Source organism: Sphingobacterium cellulitidis (assembly GCF_043187465.1).
Classification (GTDB): domain Bacteria; phylum Bacteroidota; class Bacteroidia; order Sphingobacteriales; family Sphingobacteriaceae; genus Sphingobacterium; species Sphingobacterium cellulitidis.
Genome location: NZ_CP171136.1, coordinates 266,817 through 286,092 on the forward strand (window position 1 = coordinate 266,817; position 19,276 = coordinate 286,092).

The window sequence follows — 19,276 nt, forward strand, 5'->3', positions numbered from 1 at the left end:
AAGAACGAATTTATGATGAGAAGAATAATGACGCTATGTCTTTTTGCCATGATGACTTTGGTTGTGTTATCATGTGGGTCTAAAAAAAGACAGGCAAAAAAGCTGGCGAAGGAGCAAGCAGCAATTGAGCAGCAAGTAAAAGTGGATAAGCCAGTAGTGGAGGAGAAACCTGTAAAGGGAAAAGTAGAGACAAAACCAGTTTCAGAGAAAGTAGTAACGAAGAAACCAGTTGAGAAGCAGGTTTTCAAAGCAAACCTACCACAAGTACCAAGAGAATTTAGAGCGGCATGGGTAGCTACCGTTGCGAATATCAACTGGCCAAGCAAGAATAATTTAAGCACAGATCAACAAAAACAAGAAGCGATTCGCTTATTGGACATGTTGAAGGATAACAACTTCAATGCGGTTATTTTTCAGGTTCGTCCATCAGCAGATGCATTATATAAATCGAGTTTAGAGCCTTGGTCGTATTTTTTAACGGGTACTACAGGAAAGGCACCGAGTCCCTATTATGATCCATTGGAATTTTGGGTTGCAGAAGCACATAAAAGAGGTTTGGAATTGCACGTTTGGTTAAATCCCTATCGTGCGCACCATAGTAATGGTGGCCAAGTGACCAGTGAATCCCTTGTTCGAAAATCCTCAGAGAATGTTGTTCGATTGCGGAATGGGATGTATTGGTTTGATCCAGCAAGTCAGGAAACACAGAATCATTCTGCTGCGGTAGTAATGGATATTGTGAAGCGTTATGATATAGATGGGGTTCACTTTGATGATTACTTTTATCCATACGCGACCTATAATGGAGGTGCTGACTTTCCGGATGACAAGACTTGGTCTGCCTATAAGAAATCTGGCGGAACATTGAGTCGTCCAGATTGGAGGAGAGATAATGTAAACAAGTTTATCAAGCGAGTATATACAGAAATCAAGGCTGAGAAGCCATCGGTAAAATTTGGTTTAAGTCCATTTGGTATTTGGAAACCAGGATATCCCTCAGGCGTAACGGGTTCTTCGCAATATGATGAGCTCTATGCAGATGCTAAACTTTGGTTGAACGAAGGCTGGATTGATTATTTTACGCCACAATTATACTGGCCGATTGATCCTCCGAAGCAAAGTTTTACGAGCCTATTGAAATGGTGGCAATCTGAGAACAAGCATAACCGTCACTTATGGCCGGGATTAAATACGGTAGAAGTACGGGCGGCGAACCGTGCTGATGAGATCAAGCGTCAGATTGCGGTTACACGCGAGGTAATTCCGAATAGTGTTGGAGCTGTTCACTGGAGTATTGCAGGTTTAACTAAGAACCCGATGTTGTTGAAGGCTCTACATGATGGGCCATATTCGCAGAAGGCCTTAGTTCCAGCATCACCATGGTTATCCTCAAATCCGATTTTGAAACCAACTTTATTATTGACCAATCAACCGAGTAGTGTATTTGTAAAATGGTTACATAAGCAGCCGGAGCAAGTTTTTAAATGGGTTGCTTATGCACGATATGGGGATCACTGGGATTTTCAAATCTTAGATGGACCACAATCTGAACTTAGTTTACCAAAGAGCAAGGATGGTAAAAAGTTAAATGCTGTTGCTGTCAAGCCGATTGATAGATTAGGCAATGAAGGGGATTATGCAGGGGAAGCAATTGAGTAAATAAGTTTTCACGGAAATATGTGCAGCAGAAAAGAGGGATCTTTTCTGCTGTTTTATTTTACAAATGATTGTGCGGGGGTTGTCGTAACGCAAATGTTACTTAAATGTGTATTATTTACACTTAACAATGCAATCGGTTGCGGACTCAAATGCTTTAAAATGCTAAAATACAAGGATTCTCTAAGGCTAATCATGCAAGACTCTGTGTTTTTGCTTTCCGATTTATGCGTGTTTTACCTGTTTTTTTGCGAAATGTGACAGAATTTGCTGTCAGTATTGCTTTATTATGCGGTATTTGTATTAATTTTAGCGTGGTTTTATTGCTAAACTTGCTTTACCAAATCTTAATTAATGGGAAACATACTCTTATATTCTGCTGTAGTTGGGTTATTATTGACTAGTGCTTGTGGATCGACGAAGAAAAATGCGTCTGCTCCATCCTCGGCGCCTGAGGTTGAATCCGTAAAACAAGAAACTATTATTCCTGCTGCTGATCAATTAACGGCTTATCTACCTTTATTGAAAGGGAAGAAAGTTGGGTTAATGGGTAATCAAACTTCAGTAGTTGGTCCGCAGAATGAGCATTTAGTAGATGTACTATTAAGAGAGAAGGTAGATTTAAAGTTTGGATTTGCACCGGAACACGGATTTCGTGGAGATATAGAACGTGGAGAAAAGGTTAGCAATGATGTAGACTCGAAGACTGGTCTTCCCTTATTTACCTTATACGGGGGAAATGAAAAGCAGGATTCGATTGTTCAGTCGGTTGATGTGATGATCTTTGATTTACAAGATGTAGGTGCAAGATTTTATACTTATATCACTTCCTTACATCGTGTGATGGAGCTTTGCGCCAAGCACAACAAGGAGTTGATTGTATTGGATAGACCAAATCCATGTGGCGATCAAGTTGATGGACCAGTTCGTAAGGACGATAAATTCAAATCCAATGTTTCCTATCATAAGATTGCGATGGTACATGGGCTTACTGTTGGAGAATTAGCCAAGATGATCAATGGTGAGAAATGGTTGGAAAATGGTCGTCAATGTAAGTTAACGGTAGTTCCAGTTCAAAATTATACGCACGATAGCATGTATGACCTACCTGTTATTCCTTCTCCAAGTTTACCAAATCATTTATCAGTTCGTTTATATTCATCCTTGTGTTTGTTCGAAGGAACGGATATTTCAGTTGGACGTGGTACAGACTGGCCATTTCAGGTTGTAGGTTTTACGGATCCTGTTTATGGTGATTTTACCTTTACTCCGGGTGAGAAAGCCGGCATGTCTAAGCATGTTGAGGGGAAAGGCGCAATAAATTATGGTTTAGACTTAAGAGGTCTAGATGCAGATAAGCAAAAATTCACATTAAAATATATACTCGACTTCTATAATAAAATGCCGGACAAGTCGAAGTTTTTTGCACGGGCAGAATTCTTTGATAAGTTAGCCGGGACCGATGAATTAAGGAAACAAATTATTGCTGGGAAGACAGAAGAAGAAATCCGGGCAAGTTGGAAACCAGAATTAGATTCGTATAAGAAGATGAGGTCAAAATATTTGATCTACCCAGAATTCAAATGAAAAACAAGCATGTGAGGGCTCAATATTATTGGGCCTATTCGCATAAAAGCACATTTGTATTCTGTAGAGGGAAGTAAACAAACAAACTCGGTTGTTTCGATACAAAAGAGATAGGCCGAATTATGATAACAAAAATTATAAATTATTAATCTTAAAGCAATGCGAAGACTTCTACTCTTTTCACTCGCTCTGGGTCTGACAATGCCGACTTATGCGTCATTTAACGCAAACAAGGGTGTTGTTGCACTTGGAAACCATGCTGGCTGGACAAAAGCCACATCGGTACTGCAGAATACCGTATCAGGTACGGTAAGTGGTCCTGATGGTCCGTTGGCAGGTGTTACTGTTTCGGTTGTAGGATCGTCTGTGAAGACATCTACAGATGAATCAGGTAAATTCTCAATTTCGGCCAATGTTGGTTCGGTCTTAAGGTTCTCTTTTGTGGGTTATGAATCCAAGGAGGTTACTGTTGCTGGGAATACAATGAATGTCACATTATCATCTTCTAGCGATTTGTTGGATGAGGTAGTTGTGGTTGGATATGGTACACAAAGGAAAGGAAACTTAACTGGTGCGGTATCCTCAATTTCTGTTAAGGACAATTTAGAGGGACGTCCGATTGCAGATATTGGGCGTGGTATTCAAGGTACGACTCCAGGATTAACAGTTACTATTCCAAGTGGTGAGGTTGGTTCAGATCCGAAGATTAAAATTCGTGGTGCTATTGCTTCAGTTGCATCAGGTAGTGAGCCATTAATTTTATTGGACAACGTAGAGATTCCTAGTATTCAGTATGTGAATCCGGATGATATTGAGTCAATTACGGTTTTAAAAGATGCGGCATCTTCATCGATTTATGGTGCAAAGGCGGCATTTGGTGTAATTTTAATTACGACCAAAACTGGGGCGAAAGGTGAGAAATTAGATATTTCGTATTCGAATAACTTTTCATTTCAGAATCCGTTCAAGAAATATGAAATGGGAAGGCTGAATGCATTGAAATATACGAAAGACGCTATGGAGCGAGTTGGTTCAAATATTTCTGGAGCATTCTTTTATGTAACACCAGAGAGTTATGAATTAGCGAAGGAATGGGATGCAAAATATGGCAGTACATTAGGGGCAAATGATCCGACCGTATTTGGTCGTGACTGGATTGTTGATCCGACTAATACCTCAAGAAAGCTAGGTCTTCGTACCTATGACCCTTATGAATATATGGTAAGGGAGTGGGCACCAACTATCACGAACAATGCGTCTTTAAACGGAACGGTTGGAAAAACGAGATATTCAGCGACTTTTGGTCATATTTCACAAAGTGGTATGTTAAAGGCTGGGGATTCGGATAAATTCAAGCGAGCAAATGCTGCGGTGCGTGTTTCAACAGATGTAAATGATTATTTAACGTTGCGTGCAGGTGCTATTTTCGCACAACGCAAAAAGTTATACCCATACGCTACGAATTCAACGACAGCTGACCCGTGGTACTATATGTATCGTTGGAGTTCAATTTATCCAATGGGTAATGATGAGCATGGTAGTCCAATTCGTAGTCCATGGTCGGAGTATTCCGCGGCGAATGAGGCTTCGATGAAGCGTAATTACATCAACTTAAATGCAGGTGCTACAGTTAATATGATGAAGAACTGGAAATTTGATGTTGACTATAACTTCACGAATGAGGATTACAACTGGTTTAGACCAGGAACAAGATTTACGGCAGCAGATAGCTGGATTGCGCCAGTTCAGCGTTTAGATGCAGCTGGGAATCCTGTATTTGTTGATGCAAATGGTAATGTTGTTGCGTCGAATACAACAGGAGCTATTCAAGCATATGACTTTAATACGTATCAATATACGGCGGGTGGAGCAAATCCTGACCACGTTTATGCAAGATCTGCATTTGATTACAAGCATACATTAAATGCCTTTACTACTTATAATTTAAATCTTGATGAGGGTCATGAATTTAAATTTATTTTAGGTTCTAACCTAGTATCATCATTTGGAAAGTATAACTGGACTCAAAAAACTAATTTATTAGATATTACGAATCCTCAATTTGATTTGGCTTCTGGTATTGTTACTGGATCAGGTGGAACATATTGGGATAGCCAGGTTGGTTTCTTTGGCCGTGTAAACTACGCTTACAAGAACAAGTATTTATTTGAAGCGAATGCTCGTCGTGATGGATCATCCAAATTCATTGATCGTTTGATTTGGAGATGGTTTACCTCAGGATCAGCGGGATGGGTTGTTTCAGAAGAGAACTTCATGGAATGGGCAAAACCAGCGTTATCACATTTCAAAATTAGAGCATCATACGGACGTATTGGTAACCAGGCGGTTTCACCAAGTTTGTACAATCCTACCATGGAAGCTTATGAAACTGCGTGGATAGGAGGAGCCAACAAGTTTTATGCAGTTGGATCTCCGAAATTCTCAGTAAGTGATGTAACATGGGAATATCTTGAGACCAAGGATTTAGGTGTTGATTTAAGATTTCTTAATAATAGGTTAGGATTAGTATTTGATTATTATCACAGAAATACGATTAACATGTTTGCTCCATTAGAGGGTACAACTTGGACAATTGGAGGTGCAGCGCCACAAGGAAACTATGGAGAATTGAGAACTAGAGGTTATGAGATTGCATTAGATTATAATCACAGATTTGAAAACGGACTAGGATTTAATGTTCGTGCTAATTTTGATGATGCTATTTCTAGATTCTATAATTATACTTCATCGAGATTGACATCAGCTAATTATGATGGTGCAGTTTATGGAGATATTTGGGGTTATGAGACTGATAGATTATATCAGCTGGATGACTTCGTGTTAAATAGCGATGGCAAGCCACAACTTATCAAGTTGACTTCAGATATGACAAAGTATTTTACTAATGGTCAAGGAGAAACTTATCAATTGAAAGATAATAATGGTAAACCTGTTTATCAGTCATTCTTAGAGAACACTGCGACGTTCAACTTTGGACCAGGTGATGTTAAATTTAAGGATTTAAATGGTGATGGAGAGATTGATAATGGAGATGGTACAATTGATAATCCAGGGGACAGAAAAATTATTGGAAACTTCACGCCACGTTACAACTACGGTTTACGATTAGGTGCGGATTACAAAGGGTTTGATTTTTCAATTTTCTTCCAAGGAGTTGGTCAAAGAGCGTTGTGGGGTAATGGAGGATTAGCAATTGCTGGTTTTAATACTGGTGATGGAGCTATGCCTTCTGCTATTGTGGATAATTACTGGACTCCAGAAAACACAGGAGCCTTTTACCCAGCTGCGTTTAATAATGCAGGAAGTAACACTGCCAACAACTTCCAAGTACAATCTAGATATTTATTGGATTTATCATATACAAGGATCAAGAATATCACTTTTGGATATATGTTTCCAAAGAGTTTTATAGCACCTGCGAAGTTAAACAACTTACGCGTTTATGTAGCCTTGGAAAACTTCTTCACATGGGATAAATTGAATGGATTACCGATTGATCCGGAGGTAGAAAATGGTTTCTCAATGTTCAATGAGTCCAATTATAATGGTGGTAGAACAGGTGTTGGTACTCCAACATTTAAGAGTGCATCATTTGGTATCCAGTTGAACTTTTAATTTTTAAAACAATGAAAAAATTATCATATATCATATTAGGTTCAGCATTGCTATTCACAAGCTGTCAAAAGTTTTTAGATAGGCCAGATCTTAATACCATGGTTGACTCAGAGGCGACCTATTGGAGAAATGAAAATGACTTACGTTTATTTGCCAATGATTTTTATCCAAACTATTTTGTAGGATATAATTCAGCATGGGGTACTGCTTATGCTCCAGTTATTGGATATAACTTTTCGGATGATTTAACATCCGAGAATCAGCAATTAGCTTTATTAGGAAGTATTCCCACAGATGGCGGAGGTTCTACCTCAGCAGCTCCTGCTACCCTACGATTAGAGCATCCAGGTCCGAACTGGAACTTTTATTGGGTTAGGAAGGCGAATTTGATGATTGATAGGATTGAGACCTTTTCAAAGACAAAACTTACTGAAGATGAGTATAAACATTGGTCGGCAGTTGGAAGGTTTTTCCGCGGATTCGAGTATAGCCGTTTGGTAAGTAACTTTGGAGATGTTCCATATTTCGACAAGGAAGTTCGTCCAGATGATTTTGAAACTCAATACAAAGATCGTACTCCACGAGGTGAAGTTATGGATAAGGTTTACGAGGATTTCAAATATGTGATGTCCAACATGCGTGAATCTGATGGTGCAGGATATGTACATCGTTACGCTGCTGCTGCGATGATTTCAAACATGATGTTATTTGAGGGTTCATGGCAACAATACCATAATTTGGATAAAGCAAGGGCTAAGAAATATCTTGAGCTAGCTAGAGATGCAGCACAATATGTAATGGATTCTGGGAAGTATAATTTTGGTTCCGATTTCAAGTCATTGTTTGCTTCAGAGAATCTGGCTGCAAATCCAGAAGTAATTTTTTCAAGAACCTATGATGACGCTTTAACTATTCGTCACTCTGTGGCATCATATAGTAACGGTACAGAGAATCAGGTTCGTTCAGCGAATTTGAATTTAATTCAATCATTTATCTGTAATGATGGAAAGATATATCAGAATTCAGCTGTTGAAGATGCGAAGAACTTTAGATTAAAAGAGTTGATTAAAACTCGTGATCCACGTTTTGAGGCGACCTTCATGGATACAGTTAACACGCCTGCTGTAGGAACATTGGTTTATGCGTATAAATTTGCGGGCAGAGAAGCATTAACCTTCCTAAATTCTGGAAAACCATATCCTGCGAAATGGGGTTCAAATACGAATACGAATGATGCGCCGGTTGCGAGATTGGCAGAGGTTGTTCTAAATTGGATTGAGGCTAAGCAAATCTTAGCGGAGAATCATGGTGGAGCAGCAGTTACCCAAGGAGACTTGGATAAATCCATCAACGCGATTCGTAAAAGGCCATTGGATAAAGAAGCAGAAGGAAAAGGGGTTAAACAAACGGCAGCATTAATGCTTTCAGCTTTGCCTTCGGATCCAGAGCGCGATTCAGATGTTTCGCCTTTAATGTGGGAAATTCGTCGTGAGCGTCGTATGGAGTTTGTATTTGAATATGCTCGTATCCAAGATATCCGTCGTTGGAAGAAACTAACTTATTTGAATTTTGAGAAGGATAGTTATAAGTTGGGTTCTTGGGTAATAGGTTTGAAAGATTTCCGTGATAAAAATAATCCTGGGAAGATTTTAGCTTCTTACAAAAACAGATTACAAGTTAAAAAGGCAGATGGAACTATTGTTACTTATGATGGGACCAATGATGCTGAAATGGAAGGTTTCTATGTTGTTAGAAACTTTACCAATCGTCTTCCTGTTTTGGATAAAAACTACCTTGCACCAGTGAGTGTAGCTTTGATCCAAGCATATCAAGACAAAGGTTATAAATTAACTCAAACACCAGGTTGGTAGTTTGATTTAAACATAAGCAAAAGGTCAATTCATTGACCTTTTGCTCTATTATTAAGTTGCTATGAAAAGACTTTTATTTTTACTGTTCCTACTACCATTAAACCTATTTTCCCAAACTTTCAAATTTGCTCAGGTTACAGATACACATGTTGGCGGTGCTACTGGGGCTGATGATTTACGCAGAACTGTTCTGGACTTAAATCAGCAGCAAGGCATTGACTTTGTGATTTTATCGGGTGATGTTACGGAATTTGGTTCGGATGAGGAGTTGGCATTAGCCAAGCAGATTTTGGACAGTTTAAATCTGCCTTTATATGTTATTCCGGGGAACCATGATAGTAATTGGTCTGAAAGTGGGGCGAATTCATTCCGTAAGGTTTTCGGATCGGAGACTTTCTTTTTTGAACATAAGGGGGTTGAATTTATTGGAACGACCTCAGGGCCTAATATGCGGATGAGTCCGGGGCAAATACCTCGAGAAAACTTAGTTTGGATGGATTCGATTTTTAAGGCTCATCCTGATCAACAGAAACCATTAATTGCCATAAACCATTATCCTTTAGATTCTTCATTAAATAATTGGTATGAGAATATTAATCGTCTTAAGACCAAGAATGTTCAGCTAGCCTTATGTGGGCATGGTCATATCAATAAATTGTATGATTGGGAGGGAATTCCAGGAGTAATGGCTCGATCCAATTTACGTGCGAAAGATGAAGTTGGGGGGTATAATATTGTTAGTATTACCCCTGATTCTGTGTTTTTTCAGGTTCGCAAGCCACTATTTATTACGGAGGACTATTGGTTGAAGTTACCCTTGCAAAGGGTTTCAGAAAGTTCTAGTCAAGGTGTAAAGCGTCCTAATTATGCGATGAATTCGAGTAGTTCGGCAAAAGTTATCTGGGAATTTGAGGACCATGGTGATATTGGAGCAGGGATTAGTTCAGATAATAAAAGAATGTTTACAGCCAATACCGTTGGTGAAGTTTATGCATTAGACCTTAAGACAGGTAAAAAGCTATGGAGTTTCAAAACTGGGGGTAAGGTTTATTCGACGCCGGCAGTTCATAAAGGTGTGGTAGTTGTTGGATCATCAGACCATTATATTTATGGATTAGATTCAAAATCGGGCAAAGAATTATGGAAGCTAGAGGCTCAAAAGGCAGTTTTAGGCTCGCCGGCTGTTAAGGATGGAAAAGCATTTATTGGAGCCTCGGATGGCGTGTTTAGAAGCATTGATGTAAAATCCGGGAAATTACTTTGGACATTTGATGCTGTTGAAGGCTATGTTTCAACCTTGCCTACGTTAGCGGATAATAAGGTAATCTTTGGCAGTTGGAAAAATGGATTCTATGCATTAGATCAAAAAACAGGTAAATTGGTTTGGAAGTGGGATAATGGTCATACGAATAGAATGTTTTCGGCTGCAGCATGTTATCCTGTCGTTGAGAAGAATAAGGTTTTTATTGTTGCTCCAGACCGTTTTATGACAGCTATAGATTTACAAACTGGAAAAACCCTTTGGAGAGAAAAGAAGGATGAATACCGTGTTAGGGAATCTATGGGGATCTCGAAGGATAGGAAGCTGGTTTTAGCGAAGACCATGGATGGGGAATTAATTGGGGTTCCTGTTGATGCTGAGAAGATGGATGTTTCATGGAAGGCAGAGTTAAAATTACCTTATGAATTAGCTCCAACAGCGATTTATAGTAATTCAAAATATATATTTGTTCCTAGCGACAAAGGATTATTGTCTGCTGTAGAACCTAAAACCGGCAAAACCGTTTGGCAATATAAAATTTCCAATGCGATGATCAATCCTCCATTGGTTTTTAAGGATCGTGTTGTAGTGAGCAGCATGGATGGTAAAATTGTAATGCTTAAAAGTAAACCATAATAAATAATAATGAATAGATTAGTTTTCTTATTTCTTTTGATGTTCAGTTGTTTGCATGTTTTTTCGCAAGAGAACAGTTGGATACGTATTAATCAATTGGGTTACCTTCCTGACAACAAGAAGGTCGCCGTATGGGTCAGTAAGGGGGATCAAGGGATTAAGAAATTTAGTTTGATTGATAAGAGCAGTAATAAAACGGTATATACAGGGAAAGCAGGGAAGGAATTTGGGCAATATGGTCCATTCAATAGAGGTTATAGGTTAGACTTTAGTAAGTATAATGGTCATGGAGAATATTATCTCCTGTCGGATGATGGAACGAAGTCGCCCTCTTTTAAGATCAATCCAGATGTTTATAAAGGGACGGCAGATTTTACATTGAGGTATATGCGTCAGCAAAGAACATTATTTAATCCTTTTTTACAAGACAGTTGCCATACGCATGATGGATTTACGATGTATGCAAGTTCCGTTGGGATGCCAGATAGTACCAGGGTAGAAGTTGCGGGCGGATGGCACGATGCTTCTGATTATTTACAATACGCTACTACTTCAGCGAATGCCACTTATCATTTATTGGCTGCATATCGTGATTTTCCATCTGTTTTCACGGATGAGAAACAAGCGAACGGATTAGATGGAAAGAATGGAATTGCGGATGTTCTAGATGAGGCTATTTGGGGATTAGACTGGTTGGTAAAGATGCATCCCAAGTCGAATATCATGTTTAATCAAATTGCAGACGACAGGGATCATACGGCGATGCGTTTGCCAGGTCAGGATTCTGTTTATGGACGCGGGCATGAGCGACCAGTTTATTTTATTGATGGAAATCCACAACAACGGGGTAAGTTCATGAACAATACAACTGGAACAAGTTCGACTGCAGCGAAGTTTGTGAGTGCCTTTGGCTTAGGTCATCAGCTTTTAAAGGGTCAAGATTCTGAATATGCTAATTTATTGAAGGAAAAAGCAGAAACAGCCTTACAATATGCTTACATAAAACCTGGAGTAACTCAGACAGTTTCTGTTAAGTCTCCTTATATTTATGCTGAGGATAATTGGGTGGATGATATGGAGTTGGCAGAAGCCACCATGTTTAATTTGAACAATAATCAAGAACATCTTCAAAAAGCGCTTGATTTTGCCAGACAAGAGAAAGTGACTCCATGGATGATAAAAGATACAGCGAACCATTATCAGTATTATCCATTTATCAACCTAGGTCATTTTGAACTTGCGAGGTCAGCAGAGGGAAAAGCTAAAAAGGAAGCCTTGAGTTATTATAAAGAAGGTATTGAAGCTGTTAATGCAAGGGCTAAAGAAAATATGTTTTACCGTGGGGTTCCATTTATATGGTGCAGTAATAATCTTACCACTTCATTTGCAATACAATGTTTATGGTACAGAGAAGCTTCAGGAGACCACAAGTTTCAGGAATTAGAACAGGCGAATATAGACTGGTTATTTGGGGTGAATCCATGGGGTACAAGTATGGTTTATGGATTACCTTCACATGGTGACACACCAACAAGCCCACATTCATCGTTTACATATTTACATAATTACCCAATTGATGGAGGATTAGTAGATGGGCCGGTTTATTCGTCTATTTATAAGAATCTGATTGGGATTCAATTGTATAAACCAGATGACTATTCATCGTTTCAAAGTGATTTAGTAGTTTATCACGATGATTTTGGGGATTATAGCACGAATGAGCCCACAATGGATGGGACAGCATCATTGATTTACTTGCTTTCGGCGAAGGAAGATGAGTCAAAAAAAAAAGATTAATTGATGCGCACGGAGCAATCATCCGTGGTGATAGCAGTAAGAAGCAAGTAAGCTTGATTTTTACGGGCGATGAGTTCAGGGAAGGGTTGCCGGTTGTTGCGAGAACATTAGAAAAGGAAAAGGTTCCGGGGAGTTTTTTTATTACGGGTAGATTCTTGGAGGATCAAAAGTCTGCAGAATTAATAAAGAAGCTATATGGTAAGGGACATTATATAGGACCACATTCCGACCAGCACTTACTTTATGCTCCATGGGAAAATAGAGATAGTTTGTTGCTGAGTAAGACAGAGTTTATTGATGATTTAAGTGCTAACATCAATAAAATTAAGGCTTTAGGGGTTGGTGGGGTGAATAAATTTGTTGCGCCCTATGAATGGTACAACAAAGAAATTACGACTTGGAGTTCTGAAATTGGATTAACGTTATACAATTTTACTCCTGGCTTAAGGACTGCGGCTGATTATACCTATCCGGACATGGGGAAGCGGTATATGTCTTCAGAAGCTATTTTAGGGCAGTTATTTGAGTATGAGCTGAAGGAAGGGTTAAATGGATTTGTAATAATAATTCATTTGGGGGCTGATCCTAAAAGAAAAGATAAATTATTTAATCAATTAGAAAGGTTGATTGAATTATTGAAGAATAAAAGTTATAAATTCGTGCCACTCGACGAGATATAAAATTATAATGCGTGTTTTTGCGTTTTTTAACAAAAAGTCGCATATTTACGGAAAAGTTATAGAAAGAATTGCAAATGCTGAATGCTATGATCAACACCACGGAGAAGGACTCCAACTATCAAGACCTAGACAAGATGTCGGTTCAAGAGATTCTGACAAATATTAATAATGAGGATAAAACAGTGCCGTTGGCAGTTGAGAAGGTGATTCCACAGATTGAATCGCTAGTTCAGGTTGTATCCGACCGAATGAAGGCAGGTGGGCGATTATTCTACATTGGAGCAGGAACATCAGGTCGCTTAGGAATTTTAGATGCTTCGGAGTGTCCTCCGACCTATGGGGTTCCATTTGATTGGGTAATAGGATTAATAGCAGGTGGAGATACAGCTATCCGCAAGGCAGTTGAATTTGCGGAGGATGATGTCGAGCAAGCATGGAAAGATTTAGAGGAGTTTGCCATCAATGAGAACGATTTTGTATTAGGGATTGCAGCTTCAGGAACCACCCCTTATGTTATTGGGGGTTTGGATAAGGCAAATGAGAAAGGGATTGCGACAGGTTGTTTAGTTTGTAATGGGAATTCTCCAATTGCGGCTAGGGCTAAATATCCAATCGAAGTGATTGTAGGTCCTGAGTTTGTTACAGGTTCGACCCGTATGAAAGCAGGGACAGCACAGAAATTGGTTTTAAATATGATCAGCACCGCAGTGATGATTCAATTAGGAAGAGTGAAAGGGAATAAGATGGTTGATATGCAGCTTTCGAATCATAAGTTGGTAGGTCGCGGAGTGCGGATGGTGATGGCAGAAACAGGTACCGATGAAGAGACAGCAACAGCATTGATCGAAGAATTTGGTAACGTTCGAAAAGCCATTGATAACTATAACCTTAACAAATAAAACAAATTTCGTCTACCTATGTCTCCAATTATTCTTCTAACCTTTATAGTGGTTTATTTTGGGATTTTATTGGCTGTAGCGCATTTTACATCCAAAAATTCTTCGGATAACTCTACGTTTTTTGTTGCGAACCGGAATGCTAAATGGTACATGGTTGCCTTTGGTATGATTGGTACCGCATTGTCTGGTGTTACGTTTATTTCAGTTCCTGGCGATGTTGGGAATACACCTGCAGGACTTACTGATGCCAATAATTTCAGTTACTTCCAATTTGTACTCGGAAATGCAATAGGCTTTATCATTATTGCCTATGTCCTATTGCCGCTATATTATCGGATGAATCTAACTTCTATTTATACCTATTTAGAGGAGCGATTAGGCCATAAGAGTTATAAATCAGGAGCAATGATATTCTTGATTTCCAGAACAATTGGTTCTGCGTTTCGATTGTATTTAGTTGCCATAGTTTTACAGCGATATATATTTGATGCCTGGAATGTTCCATTCATTCTGACCGTTGCGGTTTGTTTGATTCTTATCTGGCTGTACACCAATAAGGGTGGACTAAAAACCATTATCATTACAGATACCCTTCAAACGACATTCTTGTTGTTGGCCGTCGTACTTTCCATTTATTTTATGGCAGATGGATTAGGGCTAACCGTATTTGAGGCTTTTGAAAAAGTAAAAGAGAGCAGTTATTCAAAAATATTTATTTGGGAGAACCTATTAGGGGATCCTAGAAATATTTGGAAACATATTATTGGCGGTATTTTCGTAACGATTGCAATGACTGGTTTAGATCAGGATTTAATGCAGAAAAACCTTAGTATGAAGACCATCAAAGAGGCTCAGACGAATATGATGACCTTTACGGGGATCTTTGTCGTGATTAATATATTTTTCCTTGCGGTAGGCGCATTATTATATTTCTATGCAGATGCAAACGGAATTAGTATTGCTGACTTAGGTAAATCTGATTACTTATATCCAGAGATTGCCTTACGTCATTTATCTATTGTTCCTGGGATTATTTTTATGATGGGATTAACGGCTGCTACCTTTGCAACCACGGACTCCGCATTGACAGCATTGACAACCTCTTATTGTGTGGATTTCTTAAACTTCAACAAGAAGGAGAATCCGAATGACCCTAAGTTAGTTAAGCAACGTAATTATGTTCATTTGGCGTTTTCAGTTGTGATGTTATTGGTTATTTTGCTTTTCCATATCATCAATGATGAATCCGTTGTATCGGCTATTTTCAAGATTGCTGGTTATACGTATGGTCCATTATTAGGTTTATTCTCCTTTGGGATATTAACCAAGAAGCGTGTCAATGATAATTTAGTTCCATTTATCTGTGTGGTATCACCTGTTATCATTTATTTGTTGACGATGTATGTTTTACCACTTACAGCCTATAAAATTGGCTTTGAGCTGATTGTTTATAATGGCTTAATTACTTTTCTATTATTGTGGTTAACTTCTCCGGGGAATGTTAATAAGACCATGACAACGGTTAAGTAAGGCTAATCCTTGATTTGTGTGTGCAAAAAAATAACAGTAAGTTTGATTAACTAGTTTTTTTTGCACACATGTATCAAATGATTGAAGAATCTATCCAATCTATCCGTCGTAAAATCGGCGATTTCACTCCAGAATTCGGTATTATTTTAGGCACTGGCCTTGGGAAGCTTGTTGAAGAAATTCAGGTTGAGTTTCAGATGATGTATTCCAATATTCCGAATTTTCCCATTTCCACTGTTGAATTTCATTCTGGCAAATTAATTTTTGGCACCTTGAATGGGCGTAAAGTTGTTGCGATGCAAGGTCGACTTCATTATTATGAGGGTTATAGCATGCAAGAAATCACCTTTCCGATTCGGGTTATGAAGGGTTTAGGTATTCAGAAGCTTTTTGTTTCGAATGCATCAGGGTCATTAAATCCAGATATTAAAAAGGGTGATATCGGAATTATTGAAGATCATATCAATTTATTGCCGGATAATCCATTACGTGGGAGTAATGATGAGGATTTAGGACCTCGATTTCCGGATATGAGCCAGCCATATAACTTTAAGATGATTGAAGAAGGGATGGAAATTGCTTCTCGATTAGGTATTAGGACGCATAAGGTGGTATATGTATCTGCACCGGGACCGAATTTAGAAACGAGGGCGGAATATCGTTATATGCGGATTATTGGAGGTGATATTGTTGGGATGAGTACTGTTCCTGAGGTCATTGTTGCCAATCATATGGGTTTGCCAGTCTTTGCTATTTCTGTAATTACGGATGAGGGTTTTCATCCCAACTTAAGACCGGTTTCTTTAAAGGACATTGTGGAAGTTGCGGCCCAGGCAGAACCTAAAATGACAAGTATTTTAAAAGAATTGATTGCTTTGCAATAATTTTGGTTTTTTGCGTTATTTTTGGGGGCATAAATTTTGTACCGATCCTGATTGAGTATGCTTAGAAGGTTGCTGTTTGTATTGATATTGTTTAGTCTAGTTCCTAAACTTTACGCTCAGACTGAAGATGAGTTCAGTTCTGCCTTGGATTCTGCGCGTAATGCGGAGGACAATAAGAAAGATTCAGTCATTTTTACGGCGAAGTATGTTCGGTTTACGAATTTAAGGACGATGAAACAGGGGACGAAGACTTTCCAGATCGATACCTCCCATGTTAACTTTCAATATTACAATAAGCAAAATCTTCCCTGGGATCCTTCCATCAATCTAGGTTCATATGGACTTGCTACCCGAGACCTTTTGTTCAACCCGAATAAAACCATTGGATTCCAATCCGGTTATCATGCATTAGAAAGATATTTATTGACATCGGATTCTGTACAGTATTATCGTGCAAGAGCGAGATATTCGGAGTTGTATGCGGTAGGGTTCTTTTTTGATGATCAGGTTTTTAAAGCCAAGTTAGCACAGAATATCAATCCACATTTAAATGTCGGAGCGGAGTATCATGCTACGAATACGGATGGATACTATAATAACCAGCAGTATAGTGATCGTAAAGGGGCAGTTTTCGCATGGTATGAATCTCCGAGTAAGCGGTACAATCTATTATCGAATTTCACATTTAATACGCTTGATGCGACAGAAAACGGTTCTGTTCGGAACGATACATTATTCAGAGACACTTCAAGCAATACCTCACCTTCTCGATACCCTGTTCGATTGGATGGAATCCAAGGTAACCGTCCATTTAATAAGTGGAAGGATCTAGGTTTTTTCTTGAGACAGTCTTATTTTATGGGAAGGATTGACACGGTAAGTGGAAATGGTCCAGATGCTGAAATTCATCCTACGAATGTTATTGCTCATAATTCAAGTATCCGACAACAGAAATATATCTTTTTCAAGAATCAATCCGATTTATATAATGCCTTTCCTTATAACAATTTAGTTAGGGTGGATGATACGACAAAGATTACTACGATATCCAATGATTTTACGTATAGTTTTTATTTGCGAGGTAAGAATCTGAAGAATGAGGCCAAAGTAGAATTAGGTTTTCAAAATGATTTGATCTGGTATGCGGATAGTGTGTTGAATAAGTTTTACCAGAATAGTATGGTCAAGGGAGCCATAGGATATAAGTTTTCAGATAAGGTCGATGTTAATTTTACGGCCAATCAAATTGTCGTTGGTCGGAATTTTGGAGACTTTTTATATGAGGCCTATGCTGATGTTCACTTGAGTGATGTTTTTGGAAAGTTAAGAATCGGGGCTTATTCACAGAATAAATCACCGGAGATGATTTTTCAGAATGCGAATCTATCTTACCACTCTTGGAAAGAGGAGGATTTGAATTTAAATAAAATCAAAACACAAAACCTATCCTTTCAGTATGTGAATAATAAAATAGGTTTCAATGGTAAATTAGAATATTTTCTGATTAACAATTATACCTATTTCAAGGAGCTTCCGAATCCAGGTAATAATGTTTTGGGAGCAAGACATATAGCTCCAGAGCAGGAGGGGAATCTTAATTTGTTAAAGCTTACGGTTGGGCAGAATTTTAAATTTCGTCGTTTTCATTTAGACAATCGTGTTGTTTATCAGAAGTCGGATGCGATGGCGGTTTTGGCTACACCTGAGCTATATACTTGGCATAGTCTGTATTATGCAAATATCCTGTATAATGTCATGGATTTTAGGATTGGTATGGATGTTCGATTTAATACCCCATTCCGTACACCTTCCTATTCGATTAACTCCGGACAGTTTTACAACGATAATGTTGGTATAGAATTCTCCACATATCCTATTGCCGACGTTTGGTTTACAGGAAATATTGATCGTGTGAACTTGTTTTTGAGTTATAATTTTGTCAACCAACATGTATATCCAAAAGGATATTATACTGTAAGGCGATATCCAATGAACCCAGCATTTTTACGTTTTGGAGTTTCTTGGAAGTTCTATGACTAGGATATAGGTTATTTACTTTTTGCGGTCCAACCACCCAATTCAGATAATTTTCTACCAGCTTCTTTTAATAATTTAGCAGGCTTTGAGTCTAATCGATCATCAAAAACATCAATTTTCCCCATGATTGTAATTCCAGCATAAATAGTGCTTGAGAAGTCGAAGATAGGAACGGATAGAGAGGTGAAATCAGACAAAAGCTGACCTCTAGAGGTGCTTATTCCATTTGCTCGGATGTTATCGAGCATATTATATACTTCAGAAAGTGCGACAGGCTTGCCATTGAGGCTACCTTGTTTTTCGATTTCTTCGACGATAAAAGGTTCGATAAATGATAATGGTAAATGCGCTGCAAAATTTTTCCCCAAAGCGGAGGTCAATAAAGGCAGGACACTACCGATTCGAAGATCAAATATCGTTTGAGAATAAGGGCCATCAACTCGGTTTACAATGGTTGGTCCACGGTTTCCCCAAACACCAAGAAATACAGTTTGGCCAATTTCTTGGGCTAATTCTAGCATAACGGGCTGTGAGGAAGTGAGGATATTTACTTGGTCAAGGTAGCCAAGACCTAGCTTCAAGCAAGTAGGACCGAGGCTATAAAATCCAGTTGTTAGATTTTGTTCCACCACGCCAAGATTAATAAAGCTAGTCAGGTATGAGTGTATTTTACTAGGTGACAATCCGCTTTGTGCAGAAATTGTTTTCAGAGGCAGAGGTGCTGCTGAATGAACCAAGACCGAAAGGATTGAAAATCCTACGTCAATAGATTGAATACCGTTCTTTTTTTTCTCCATGAATT

General features: G+C 38.7%; 12 protein-coding genes. 11 read left to right on the forward strand and 1 reads right to left on the reverse strand.

Annotation, left to right across the window (positions count from 1 at the left end; genetic code table 11):
• Positions 1-12 precede the first annotated feature (12 nt).
• The 11 genes from ACF3OC_RS01190 (at position 13) to ACF3OC_RS01240 (ending at position 18,477) form a co-directional block, all read left to right on the forward strand.
• Complete coding sequence (locus tag ACF3OC_RS01190) at positions 13-1,659, forward strand: glycoside hydrolase family 10 protein (protein WP_392470707.1); 1,647 nt, start codon at positions 13-15, stop codon at positions 1,657-1,659.
• Positions 1,660-2,010: 351 nt separating this feature from the next.
• The gene (locus tag ACF3OC_RS01195) at positions 2,011-3,243 is read left to right on the forward strand and encodes an exo-beta-N-acetylmuramidase NamZ domain-containing protein (RefSeq protein WP_094281028.1); all 1,233 of its coding nucleotides are present in this window, start codon (positions 2,011-2,013) and stop codon (positions 3,241-3,243) included.
• A 159-nt stretch (positions 3,244-3,402) separates the two neighbouring features.
• The gene (locus ACF3OC_RS01200) at positions 3,403-6,879 is read left to right on the forward strand and encodes a SusC/RagA family TonB-linked outer membrane protein (RefSeq protein ID WP_094281029.1); all 3,477 of its coding nucleotides are present in this window, start codon (positions 3,403-3,405) and stop codon (positions 6,877-6,879) included.
• Positions 6,880-6,890: 11 nt separating this feature from the next.
• Positions 6,891-8,750 (forward strand): RagB/SusD family nutrient uptake outer membrane protein, encoded by a 1,860-nt coding sequence (locus ACF3OC_RS01205; protein ID WP_094257661.1) that lies wholly within the window; start codon positions 6,891-6,893, stop codon positions 8,748-8,750.
• A 61-nt stretch (positions 8,751-8,811) separates the two neighbouring features.
• A complete protein-coding gene (locus ACF3OC_RS01210) occupies positions 8,812-10,647 on the forward strand; it encodes a PQQ-binding-like beta-propeller repeat protein (RefSeq protein WP_094281030.1) in 1,836 nt (611 codons plus the stop codon).
• 9 nt (positions 10,648-10,656) lie between these two features.
• Positions 10,657-12,444, forward strand: a complete 1,788-nt coding sequence (locus ACF3OC_RS01215; protein ID WP_256962543.1) for a glycoside hydrolase family 9 protein — start codon at positions 10,657-10,659, stop codon at positions 12,442-12,444.
• Positions 12,445-12,497: 53 nt separating this feature from the next.
• On the forward strand, positions 12,498-13,124 hold the full coding sequence (locus ACF3OC_RS01220) for a polysaccharide deacetylase family protein (protein WP_256962544.1): 627 nt from the start codon (positions 12,498-12,500) through the stop codon (positions 13,122-13,124).
• Positions 13,125-13,210: 86 nt separating this feature from the next.
• Positions 13,211-14,023, forward strand: a complete 813-nt coding sequence (gene murQ, locus ACF3OC_RS01225; protein WP_094257736.1) for an N-acetylmuramic acid 6-phosphate etherase — start codon at positions 13,211-13,213, stop codon at positions 14,021-14,023.
• An 18-nt stretch (positions 14,024-14,041) separates the two neighbouring features.
• Positions 14,042-15,553 (forward strand): sodium:solute symporter, encoded by a 1,512-nt coding sequence (locus ACF3OC_RS01230; RefSeq protein WP_094281031.1) that lies wholly within the window; start codon positions 14,042-14,044, stop codon positions 15,551-15,553.
• Between the two features lie 68 nt (positions 15,554-15,621).
• Entirely contained in the window at positions 15,622-16,437 is an 816-nt protein-coding gene (locus ACF3OC_RS01235) for a purine-nucleoside phosphorylase (protein ID WP_094257664.1), read from the forward strand.
• A gap of 57 nt (positions 16,438-16,494) precedes the next feature.
• Positions 16,495-18,477, forward strand: coding sequence for a putative porin (locus tag ACF3OC_RS01240; RefSeq protein WP_256962545.1), 1,983 nt, complete (start codon positions 16,495-16,497; stop codon positions 18,475-18,477).
• An 8-nt stretch (positions 18,478-18,485) separates the two neighbouring features.
• Here the strand turns inward: ACF3OC_RS01240 and ACF3OC_RS01245 are convergent, their stop codons facing one another.
• Entirely contained in the window at positions 18,486-19,271 is a 786-nt protein-coding gene (locus tag ACF3OC_RS01245; RefSeq protein WP_094257666.1) for an IclR family transcriptional regulator, read from the reverse strand.
• Between the last annotated feature and the right edge of the window lie 5 nt (positions 19,272-19,276).

Bases quoted from the DNA above. Each gene is read 5' to 3' on its own strand.
- ACF3OC_RS01190 (WP_392470707.1), top strand. From the start codon at position 13: ATGATGAGAAGAATAATGACGCTATGTCTTTTTGCCATGATGACTTTG.
- ACF3OC_RS01195 (WP_094281028.1), top strand. From the start codon at position 2,011: ATGGGAAACATACTCTTATATTCTGCTGTAGTTGGGTTATTATTGACT.
- ACF3OC_RS01200 (WP_094281029.1), top strand. From the start codon at position 3,403: ATGCGAAGACTTCTACTCTTTTCACTCGCTCTGGGTCTGACAATGCCG.
- ACF3OC_RS01205 (WP_094257661.1), top strand. From the start codon at position 6,891: ATGAAAAAATTATCATATATCATATTAGGTTCAGCATTGCTATTCACA.
- ACF3OC_RS01210 (WP_094281030.1), top strand. From the start codon at position 8,812: ATGAAAAGACTTTTATTTTTACTGTTCCTACTACCATTAAACCTATTT.
- ACF3OC_RS01215 (WP_256962543.1), top strand. From the start codon at position 10,657: ATGAATAGATTAGTTTTCTTATTTCTTTTGATGTTCAGTTGTTTGCAT.
- murQ (WP_094257736.1), top strand. From the start codon at position 13,211: ATGATCAACACCACGGAGAAGGACTCCAACTATCAAGACCTAGACAAG.
- ACF3OC_RS01230 (WP_094281031.1), top strand. From the start codon at position 14,042: ATGTCTCCAATTATTCTTCTAACCTTTATAGTGGTTTATTTTGGGATT.
- ACF3OC_RS01235 (WP_094257664.1), top strand. From the start codon at position 15,622: ATGTATCAAATGATTGAAGAATCTATCCAATCTATCCGTCGTAAAATC.
- ACF3OC_RS01240 (WP_256962545.1), top strand. From the start codon at position 16,495: ATGCTTAGAAGGTTGCTGTTTGTATTGATATTGTTTAGTCTAGTTCCT.
- ACF3OC_RS01245 (WP_094257666.1), bottom strand. From the start codon at position 19,271: ATGGAGAAAAAAAAGAACGGTATTCAATCTATTGACGTAGGATTTTCA.